Source organism: Arthrobacter sp. YN (assembly GCF_002224285.1).
GTDB lineage: Bacteria > Actinomycetota > Actinomycetes > Actinomycetales > Micrococcaceae > Arthrobacter.
Window position 1 is genome coordinate 185,294 of sequence record NZ_CP022436.1, and the last position, 11,005, is coordinate 196,298.

The 11,005-nt window shown below is 57.6% G+C and carries 2 protein-coding genes and 4 rRNA genes; 4 read left to right on the forward strand and 2 right to left on the reverse strand.

Going from position 1 to position 11,005, the window contains the following annotated elements:
* Positions 1-575 precede the first annotated feature (575 nt).
* The 3 genes from CGK93_RS00940 to rrf all read left to right on the forward strand — a co-directional run bounded on the left by CGK93_RS00940 (position 576) and on the right by rrf (position 6,089).
* Positions 576-2,095, forward strand: a 16S ribosomal RNA gene (locus tag CGK93_RS00940).
* 557 nt (positions 2,096-2,652) lie between these two features.
* Positions 2,653-5,807 (forward strand): 23S ribosomal RNA (locus CGK93_RS00945).
* A gap of 165 nt (positions 5,808-5,972) precedes the next feature.
* Positions 5,973-6,089: ribosomal RNA gene (gene rrf / locus CGK93_RS00950) — 5S ribosomal RNA — on the forward strand.
* Together the 16S, 23S and 5S rRNA genes form the textbook arrangement of a ribosomal RNA operon.
* Before the next feature lie 424 nt (positions 6,090-6,513).
* On the opposite strand, the gene CGK93_RS00955 is transcribed toward rrf, so the two are convergent.
* Positions 6,514-7,989, reverse strand: a complete 1,476-nt coding sequence (locus CGK93_RS00955) for an HNH endonuclease (protein WP_198318315.1) — start codon at positions 7,987-7,989, stop codon at positions 6,514-6,516.
* 156 nt (positions 7,990-8,145) lie between these two features.
* The gene (locus tag CGK93_RS00960; RefSeq protein ID WP_089593205.1) at positions 8,146-8,739 is read right to left on the reverse strand and encodes an HhH-GPD-type base excision DNA repair protein; all 594 of its coding nucleotides are present in this window, start codon (positions 8,737-8,739) and stop codon (positions 8,146-8,148) included.
* A 557-nt stretch (positions 8,740-9,296) separates the two neighbouring features.
* Here CGK93_RS00960 and CGK93_RS00965 point away from each other — a divergent pair.
* A 16S ribosomal RNA gene (locus CGK93_RS00965) occupies positions 9,297-10,816 on the forward strand.
* The last annotated feature ends 189 nt before the right edge of the window (positions 10,817-11,005 follow it).

Below are 11,005 nucleotides of genomic sequence, written 5' to 3' on the forward strand. Positions count from 1 at the left end.
GACGGCGGTGGTGGGGTGGTGTGGTGTCGGTGGTTGTTGTGGGGTGGGGTTGTGTGACGGGCTTCACTTGGGTTGGTTTGGGGTGTGTTGGGGCGGTTTTGGGGTTGTTTTCCTTGTGTTTGCGGGGTTTTTGGGTGGTGTTGGGGTGGATTTGGTGTGGGGGTGGGGCGCGTGTAAAGTTATTCGAGTCGCCGCCGCTGATGCGGAAAGATGGCGACCGACTCCCTTCAAATTGCCGGTTTCGGTGGTGCTTTTGTGTGCCGCTGGTTGGTGTGGGAGGCCCGGGTTCTGGTTTGCTTTGTGCGGCTGGTTCGGGTAAGTTTGAAAAGTTGCTCCGGAGCGATCCTGGACCCTTGTGGGTGTGGGTGGTGCCGGTAGTGTCTGTTGTTTGAGAACTCAATAGTGTGCCAAGTTTGTTGATACCGATTGTTTTATCAATTGGTTGAAATTATGGCTGGATCATTGCGCACCCCCGTGTGTGGTGGTCTGGTTTTCAGCTGGTTTCGAATTTTGTGCAGCCGTGTTCTACCGTTATTTCCGGTGGGTGTGGTTGTGTCTGTTTGATTTGTTTTACTTCAACGGAGAGTTTGATCCTGGCTCAGGATGAACGCTGGCGGCGTGCTTAACACATGCAAGTCGAACGATGATCCCAGCTTGCTGGGGGATTAGTGGCGAACGGGTGAGTAACACGTGAGTAACCTGCCCTTGACTCTGGGATAAGCCTGGGAAACTGGGTCTAATACCGGATATGACCGTCTGACGCATGTCAGGTGGTGGAAAGCTTTTGTGGTTTTGGATGGACTCGCGGCCTATCAGCTTGTTGGTGGGGTAATGGCCTACCAAGGCGACGACGGGTAGCCGGCCTGAGAGGGTGACCGGCCACACTGGGACTGAGACACGGCCCAGACTCCTACGGGAGGCAGCAGTGGGGAATATTGCACAATGGGCGCAAGCCTGATGCAGCGACGCCGCGTGAGGGATGACGGCCTTCGGGTTGTAAACCTCTTTCAGTAGGGAAGAAGCGAAAGTGACGGTACCTGCAGAAGAAGCGCCGGCTAACTACGTGCCAGCAGCCGCGGTAATACGTAGGGCGCAAGCGTTATCCGGAATTATTGGGCGTAAAGAGCTCGTAGGCGGTTTGTCGCGTCTGCTGTGAAAGACCGGGGCTCAACTCCGGTTCTGCAGTGGGTACGGGCAGACTAGAGTGATGTAGGGGAGACTGGAATTCCTGGTGTAGCGGTGAAATGCGCAGATATCAGGAGGAACACCGATGGCGAAGGCAGGTCTCTGGGCATTAACTGACGCTGAGGAGCGAAAGCATGGGGAGCGAACAGGATTAGATACCCTGGTAGTCCATGCCGTAAACGTTGGGCACTAGGTGTGGGGGACATTCCACGTTTTCCGCGCCGTAGCTAACGCATTAAGTGCCCCGCCTGGGGAGTACGGCCGCAAGGCTAAAACTCAAAGGAATTGACGGGGGCCCGCACAAGCGGCGGAGCATGCGGATTAATTCGATGCAACGCGAAGAACCTTACCAAGGCTTGACATGAACCGGTAATACCTGGAAACAGGTGCCCCGCTTGCGGTCGGTTTACAGGTGGTGCATGGTTGTCGTCAGCTCGTGTCGTGAGATGTTGGGTTAAGTCCCGCAACGAGCGCAACCCTCGTTCTATGTTGCCAGCGCGTTATGGCGGGGACTCATAGGAGACTGCCGGGGTCAACTCGGAGGAAGGTGGGGACGACGTCAAATCATCATGCCCCTTATGTCTTGGGCTTCACGCATGCTACAATGGCCGGTACAAAGGGTTGCGATACTGTGAGGTGGAGCTAATCCCAAAAAGCCGGTCTCAGTTCGGATTGGGGTCTGCAACTCGACCCCATGAAGTCGGAGTCGCTAGTAATCGCAGATCAGCAACGCTGCGGTGAATACGTTCCCGGGCCTTGTACACACCGCCCGTCAAGTCACGAAAGTTGGTAACACCCGAAGCCGGTGGCCTAACCCTTGTGGGGGGAGCCGTCGAAGGTGGGACCGGCGATTGGGACTAAGTCGTAACAAGGTAGCCGTACCGGAAGGTGCGGCTGGATCACCTCCTTTCTAAGGAGCTGCTAACAGCTGGTTGCTGTGCCCGCATGGGTGTGGTGGTGGTTGTCAGTGTTGCCCATTGCGCAGGCGTCTGTTCTGCGGTGGGTGCTCATGGGTGGAATATCAACGAATCAAACTTGTTTGGCATGGCCTTTACCGGTTGTGTCCTGGTGCCAGTACGGCAGCATGTGCTCTCCTTTTGTGGGGGTGGGTGTTGTTGGGAACGCTGCCGGGGTGCATGGTTTGTGGGGGTTGTGTTTGGCGCACTGTTGGGTCCTGAGGCAACAGGACCTTTTTGCAGCAATGCAGAGGGCATCGTTCTGGTGTTTCTTTTGTTCCTGCTTCCGGTTCTGCCGCTGTTCCCGTTTGTGGGGTGGTGGTGGTCTGGTTGATGGGGTTGTTGTTTGAGAACTACATAGTGGACGCGAGCATCTGAAACACATGCCTTTGGTATGTGTTTCTACAGCAATTTCTTATGAATGAACCTGGCCCTTGTGGTCATGGTTCTCTCGATATGAATGATGCATCGTAGACCGGCAGGCCCTTTTGGGGTTTGTTGGTTTGTGTGTGGTCAAGTTTTTAAGGGCACACGGTGGATGCCTTGGCATTAGGAGCCGAAGAAGGACGTAGGAATCTGCGATAAGCCTGGGGGAGTTGATAACCGAGCGTTGATCCCAGGATGTCCGAATGGGGAAACCCCGCACAACGCTGCAAGGTGATTGTGTGACCCGCATCTGAACACATAGGGTGCGTGGGGGGAACGCGGGGAAGTGAAACATCTCAGTACCCGCAGGAAGAGAAAACAATAGTGATTCCGTTAGTAGTGGCGAGCGAACGCGGATCAGGCTAAACCGTTCCATGTGTGATAGCCGGCGGGCGTTGCATGGGCGGGGTTGTGGGACTTTCCGTGATGGTTCTGCCGGACCGTTGGGGTGATGTGCAGGCATAGGTGAACGGTCTTGAAAGGCCGGCCAGAGAGGGTGGGAGCCCCGTAACCGTAATGTTGTGTGCAGCCTGGAGAGTATCCCAAGTAGCACGGGGCCCGAGAAATCCCGTGCGAATCTGTCAGGACCACCTGATAAGCCTAAATACTTCCTAATGACCGATAGCGGACCAGTACCGTGAGGGAAAGGTGAAAAGTACCCCGGGAGGGGAGTGAAACAGTACCTGAAACCGTGTGCTTACAATCCGTCGGAGCAACCGCGAGTGATCGCATAGTAGTTGTGACGGCGTGCCTTTTGAAGAATGAGCCTGCGAGTTAGTGTTACGTCGCGAGGTTAACCCGTGTGGGGTAGCCGTAGCGAAAGCGAGTCTGAACAGGGCGAGTGTAGTGGCGTGATCTAGACCCGAAGCGGAGTGATCTACCCATGGCCAGGTTGAAGCGACGGTAAGACGTCGTGGAGGACCGAACCCACTTCAGTTGAAAATGGAGGGGATGAGCTGTGGGTAGGGGTGAAAGGCCAATCAAACTCCGTGATAGCTGGTTCTCCCCGAAATGCATTTAGGTGCAGCGTTGCGTGTTTCTTGCCGGAGGTAGAGCTACTGGATGGCCGATGGGCCCTACAAGGTTACTGACGTCAGCCAAACTCCGAATGCCGGTAAGTGAGAGCGCAGCAGTGAGACTGTGGGGGATAAGCTTCATAGTCGAGAGGGAAACAGCCCAGACCACCAACTAAGGCCCCTAAGCGTGTGCTAAGTGGGAAAGGATGTGGAGTTGCGAAGACAACCAGGAGGTTGGCTTAGAAGCAGCCATCCTTGAAAGAGTGCGTAATAGCTCACTGGTCAAGTGATTCCGCGCCGACAATGTAGCGGGGCTCAAGTACACCGCCGAAGTTGTGGATTTCACACATTGCCCTAGCCTTCGTGGTTCAGGGGTGTGGAGTGGTAGGGGAGCGTCGTGTGGGCAGTGAAGTCGCGGTGGAAACCAGCGGTGGAGCCTACACGAGTGAGAATGCAGGCATGAGTAGCGAAAGACGGGTGAGAAACCCGTCCGCCGAATGATCAAGGGTTCCAGGGTCAAGCTAATCTGCCCTGGGTAAGTCGGGACCTAAGGCGAGGCCGACAGGCGTAGTCGATGGACAACGGGTTGATATTCCCGTACCGGCGAAAAACCGTCCATGCCAAGCGGGGGATACTAACCGCCCGGAGCCTGCCCGCTCACCCTTGTGGTGTTGTGGGTTTTGGCCGAGCGCGGGACCTGATCCTGGGAGGTAAGCGTATTAACAGGTGTGACGCAGGAAGGTAGCCGGGCCGGGCGATGGTTGCCCCGGTCTAAGGATGTAGGGTCAGGGATAGGCAAATCCGTTCCTGTGTGCTTCGAGCACGTTCCTGAGATCTGATGGGACTCCCGTATGGGGGGATCCGGTGATCCTATGCTGCCAAGAAAAGCATCGACGCGAGGTTTTAGCCGCCCGTACCCCAAACCGACACAGGTGATCAGGTAGAGAATACCAAGGCGATCGAGAGAATTATGGTTAAGGAACTCGGCAAAATGCCCCCGTAACTTCGGGAGAAGGGGGGCCTGCCCCGTGATGGAGACTTGCTCTCCGTGAGCGGGTGTGGGCCGCAGAGACCAGGGGGAAGCGACTGTTTACTAAAAACACAGGTCCGTGCGAAGTCGCAAGACGATGTATACGGACTGACTCCTGCCCGGTGCTGGAAGGTTAAGAGGACCGGTTAGCCCCTTGTGGGCGAAGCTGAGAATTTAAGCCCCAGTAAACGGCGGTGGTAACTATAACCATCCTAAGGTAGCGAAATTCCTTGTCGGGTAAGTTCCGACCTGCACGAATGGAGTAACGACTTCCCCGCTGTCTCAACCATAAACTCGGCGAAATTGCAGTACGAGTAAAGATGCTCGTTACGCGCAGCAGGACGGAAAGACCCCGAGACCTTTACTATAGTTTGGTATTGGTGTTCGGAGTGGCTTGTGTAGGATAGGTGGGAGACGTTGAAACCCGGACGCCAGTTCGGGTGGAGTCATCGTTGAAATACCACTCTGGTCACTTTGGACATCTAACTTCGGCCCGTGATCCGGGTCAGGGACAGTGCCTGATGGGTAGTTTAACTGGGGCGGTTGCCTCCTAAAAAGTAACGGAGGCGCCCAAAGGTTCCCTCAGCCTGGTTGGCAATCAGGTGTCGAGTGTAAGTGCACAAGGGAGCTTGACTGTGAGAGAGACATCTCAAGCAGGGACGAAAGTCGGGACTAGTGATCCGGCGGTACATTGTGGAATGGCCGTCGCTCAACGGATAAAAGGTACCTCGGGGATAACAGGCTGATCTTGCCCAAGAGTCCATATCGACGGCATGGTTTGGCACCTCGATGTCGGCTCGTCGCATCCTGGGGCTGGAGTAGGTCCCAAGGGTTGGGCTGTTCGCCCATTAAAGCGGTACGCGAGCTGGGTTTAGAACGTCGTGAGACAGTTCGGTCCCTATCCGCTGCGCGCGCAGGAAATTTGAGAAGGGCTGTCCTTAGTACGAGAGGACCGGGACGGACGAACCTCTGGTGTGTCAGTTGTACTGCCAAGTGCATCGCTGATTAGCTACGTTCGGATGGGATAACCGCTGAAAGCATCTAAGCGGGAAGCTCGCTTCAAGATGAGATTTCCATACACATTATGTGTGAGAGGCCCCCAGCCAGACCACTGGGTTGATAGGCCGGATGTGGAAGCGAGGACTAAAGACTCGTGAAGCTGACCGGTACTAATAGGCCAACAACTTACACCACACACAACACACTGCACGCGTCCACTATGTGGTTCCCGAACAACAACCCGCACCAAGGGTTGCCGGAACCAACACAACAAAATAAACAACACCACAGTTGTAACCAAAAGATTTCCCACCCACCCCCGAGGCAAACACCACAAGGGGCCGGGACGGGTAACAGAGTTACGGCGGTCATAGCGTGGGGGAAACGCCCGGTCCCATTCCGAACCCGGAAGCTAAGACCCACAGCGCCGATGGTACTGCACCCGGGAGGGTGTGGGAGAGTAGGACACCGCCGGACAACCATTAAGGCAAGAGCCCCGACCACAGGTCGGGGCTCTTCCCCTTTAACCACCCAACACACATTAACCACCCACACACCCCAACACCGCGTCCACCACATGGCTCCGCTGCTTATCCCGTCGATACACCAGGTACTCCGTTATCGGCGGAATCGAATCAACAAAATCAAGCAACACCAACGAGACTGTCCGATAAACGGTGTGTGGGCTCCTGCGTTTTCATTGGTTGATGGTTCTTTCGAACCGACCGGCGAACGCGTTGGGCAAGGGTTTCCATCTCATGGTGCAGGGTCCCTGTCCTCCACTGAGTGGAGGCCTTTTTCTTTGTTAACCCCTGGGGAGTCTGCCTCGATTTTCAGGGCGTCCAGCCTGTTCCGTCAGCCTTGCATCTGGCTGATTCCTGATGAGGATGCGGATTACGGACTAGTTTGCCACCCAACGCCCCGGCAACGGTGGGGCTTTGGATTGGTAGGTGTGTCCGGTGGGTGTGCTGATGTGCAGGGTGTGGGTTTCTGCGGGTAGGGGTGTGGCGGTCCAGCCGGGGTTTTCTTTGGTGTGGTTGCAGGCTTCGCAGAGCCCTGCGGCGTTGTCCAGGGTGGTGGTTCCGCCGGCGTGCCAGGGCACGATGTGGTCAATGTGCCGGATCGGCGCGTCGCAGTACGGGGTGCGGCAGGTGTGGTCGCGGGCTTGGATGAATCGCCGGTGCCGGTGGGGGAAGAGCCTGGCTTTGGAGTCCATGGACACTAGTTCCCCGCTCCCGGGTGCGGTGTAGAGCCGCCGGACCCAGACCGCGAAGTCGTGATCCTGCGCTGGACCTGGATCCTCGCCCTTCGCCGGTTCCATCCCACCTGCGGAAGCTTGCCCGGACCCGGTTTCCAGCCAAGCAACGGTCCGCCGTTCAGGTAGTGCCTCGTCGCGTCCACCAACCAGAGTCCTCGCCCAGTCGGCCGGGACGATGCCGTAGCCGTGGAGCCGGGCCGGTTCGGAATCGCCCTGGAAGAGGGTCCGGTCGGTCATGACGAGCTGGAGTTCAACCCCGGCGACCCCGCCCGGGGTGCCGGTGATGTGTTCGGTCAGGGTGTCGGCCATGACCTGGCCACGGCCCCGGGGATCACCACTGGAACGGGCAGCATCAGCGGTCCGGGACAGCGCCGCATACACTGCCACACCCTGGGCCACCGGGAGCAGCGCAGTCAGGTAGGTCATGGTGTCCGGTGCCGGACGCAGACTCACCGTCCGTTCCGTCGCGGCGTGGCTGGCCCGTTGCGCCACGGACCGTGGATCACGGCGGTACGCGGCCGATTTAACGGCAGCGACCAGGGCCCGGTCACCGAAACCGTCGAAAGTCCCGGTGTCGGGGGCGAGCTCGGCATCCACCGCGGCCCGGTCCTCCACCGACAAACACGCGGTCTCCTTCACCAGCAGCGTCGCCCGCCACTCATTCAGCTGGCCCTTGTTCAACGCCGCCAACGTCCGCGGCATCTCCGTCACCAGAGCCTTGGCCAGCCCCAACAACCTCGAGCCCCGGTTCGGAGACTCGCGGCGGGCCAACGCCACCTGCGCACCCACACCCTTGCCACGCTCCGCCGCAGGAACCCCAGCCTCGGCCTGCTCGGCCCGCTGCGCCAGATCAAACGCCACAGCAATCTGCGCCTGTGCACCAGCAATAGCCGACTTCATCTCCTCAAGATCACGTATCTGGTCGATCAATCCGACACTGTCTGAGGCGGGTAGGAGGGAGGCCACGGTGGTGACCAGATCCTTCACCAAGCCCTTGAATCGGGGGTGGCCTGGTTCTGCTTGCCATGACGCAGGGGTTTCATCGCGGGACGCGACCCGTGGCACAGGAAAACGCGCGATTACAGCGTCGCTCGCTGACCTTTCCCGAATCCGCTCCATGCGCCCACTCTTCCAGCGGGGAGGGGGCCACAGTAAGGACGGAACGCAGTTATGTGGAAAACGCGACGATCTGCCGAGTTCGAGAAGGAAGTGTCCCACAACGGTGGGAATCCGGAGGGCCCTGCCCCAAACGGCGATAGGTAAGGTCGGCGCGAACTAGGCGTTGGACGACTTCGCGGCCTTCGCCGCTGCCTTTGCTGCCTGTTTGCTGGCACGTACCTTGACCAAGGACTCTGGATCCACGATGTCGGCAACGGACAGGTACGATCCTTCTTCGCCGTAGTGGCCGGCGGTCTCCCGCCAACCTTCGGCTTGAAGGCCGCATTGCTTGCCCAGCAGGGCCAGGAAGATTTTCGCCTTCTGCTCGCCGAAGCCCGGCAACGCTTTGAGCCGGCGCAGTACCTCAGGACCGTCAGGGTTTCCGCGGGTCCAGATCGAGGCAGCATCACCATTCCAGTCGCTGTGGACCGTTTCCGCCAGGGCTTGGACCCTGCCGGCCATGGAACCGGGAAAGCGATGGACGGCCGGCCTCTCCTTGAAGACTTCGATGAAGCCGGCGGGATCGTGATCGGCAATGGCGGATGGGTCCAAGGACCCTAGGCGGGTACGAATCTTCTCTGGTCCAGCAAATGCCGATTCCATGGTGACCTGTTGATCGAGCAACATACCCGTGAGCAACGCAAAGGCGTCGTCACTGAGCAGTCTGTCGGCGGCGGCATCTCCCGTGATGTGCAGTTCCATGCGTTCCATCCTCCCACCAGGCGGCGTCAACGTCATTGGCCCGCTGATTGCGACCCATAAGTGTGCAGCCCGCTGCGGCCACGCCGCGTCTTATGCCTGCCGTACGGCAGTTGATGGCCTGACGTCCGGTGGCGAGTTCGACGGCGGTTGGTGGGGTTTTGGGGGTGGGTTTGGTGTGGGTGGGGTGGGGTGTTGGGGTGGATTTGCGTTGGGGGTTGGGGGCGTGTATTGTTTTCTGAGTCGCCGGGTGCGAAACGGAAAGCCGGAAGGTGTGTACGGTTCGGTAGGCGGCCAAAAATAACTCTTCTTTTCCAATGGCCCTGTTGGGTGCGCTGCTTTGTGTGGTGTGCTGTGGGTGATGTTTTGGGGGGTCTGTTGTTTGAGAACTCAATAGTGTGCCAAGTTTGTTGATACCGATTGTTTTATCAATTGGTTGAAATTATGGCTGGATCATTGCGCACCCCCGTGTGTGGTGGTCTGGTTTTCAGCTGGTTTCGAATTTTGTGCAGCCGTGTTCTACCGTTATTTCCGGTGGGTGTGGTTGTGTCTGTTTGATTTGTTTTACTTCAACGGAGAGTTTGATCATGGCTCAGGATGAACGCTGGCGGCGTGCTTAACACATGCAAGTCGAACGATGATCCCAGCTTGCTGGGGGATTAGTGGCGAACGGGTGAGTAACACGTGAGTAACCTGCCCTTGACTCTGGGATAAGCCTGGGAAACTGGGTCTAATACCGGATATGACCTCCTGACGCATGTCAGGTGGTGGAAAGCTTTTGTGGTTTTGGATGGACTCGCGGCCTATCAGCTTGTTGGTGGGGTAATGGCCTACCAAGGCGACGACGGGTAGCCGGCCTGAGAGGGTGACCGGCCACACTGGGACTGAGACACGGCCCAGACTCCTACGGGAGGCAGCAGTGGGGAATATTGCACAATGGGCGCAAGCCTGATGCAGCGACGCCGCGTGAGGGATGACGGCCTTCGGGTTGTAAACCTCTTTCAGTAGGGAAGAAGCGAAAGTGACGGTACCTGCAGAAGAAGCGCCGGCTAACTACGTGCCAGCAGCCGCGGTAATACGTAGGGCGCAAGCGTTATCCGGAATTATTGGGCGTAAAGAGCTCGTAGGCGGTTTGTCGCGTCTGCTGTGAAAGACCGGGGCTCAACTCCGGTTCTGCAGTGGGTACGGGCAGACTAGAGTGATGTAGGGGAGACTGGAATTCCTGGTGTAGCGGTGAAATGCGCAGATATCAGGAGGAACACCGATGGCGAAGGCAGGTCTCTGGGCATTAACTGACGCTGAGGAGCGAAAGCATGGGGAGCGAACAGGATTAGATACCCTGGTAGTCCATGCCGTAAACGTTGGGCACTAGGTGTGGGGGACATTCCACGTTTTCCGCGCCGTAGCTAACGCATTAAGTGCCCCGCCTGGGGAGTACGGCCGCAAGGCTAAAACTCAAAGGAATTGACGGGGGCCCGCACAAGCGGCGGAGCATGCGGATTAATTCGATGCAACGCGAAGAACCTTACCAAGGCTTGACATGAACCGGTAATACCTGGAAACAGGTGCCCCGCTTGCGGTCGGTTTACAGGTGGTGCATGGTTGTCGTCAGCTCGTGTCGTGAGATGTTGGGTTAAGTCCCGCAACGAGCGCAACCCTCGTTCTATGTTGCCAGCGCGTTATGGCGGGGACTCATAGGAGACTGCCGGGGTCAACTCGGAGGAAGGTGGGGACGACGTCAAATCATCATGCCCCTTATGTCTTGGGCTTCACGCATGCTACAATGGCCGGTACAAAGGGTTGCGATACTGTGAGGTGGAGCTAATCCCAAAAAGCCGGTCTCAGTTCGGATTGGGGTCTGCAACTCGACCCCATGAAGTCGGAGTCGCTAGTAATCGCAGATCAGCAACGCTGCGGTGAATACGTTCCCGGGCCTTGTACACACCGCCCGTCAAGTCACGAAAGTTGGTAACACCCGAAGCCGGTGGCCTAACCCTTGTGGGGGGAGCCGTCGAAGGTGGGACCGGCGATTGGGACTAAGTCGTAACAAGGTAGCCGTACCGGAAGGTGCGGCTGGATCACCTCCTTTCTAAGGAGCTGCTAACAGCTGGTTGCTGTGCCCGCATGGGTGTGGTGGTGGTTGTCAGTGTTGCCCATTGCGCAGGCGTCTGTTCTGCGGTGGGTGCTCATGGGTGGAATATCAACGAATCAAACTTGTTTGGCATGGCCTTTACCGGTTGTGTCCTGGTGCCAGTACGGCAGCATGTGCTCTCCTTTT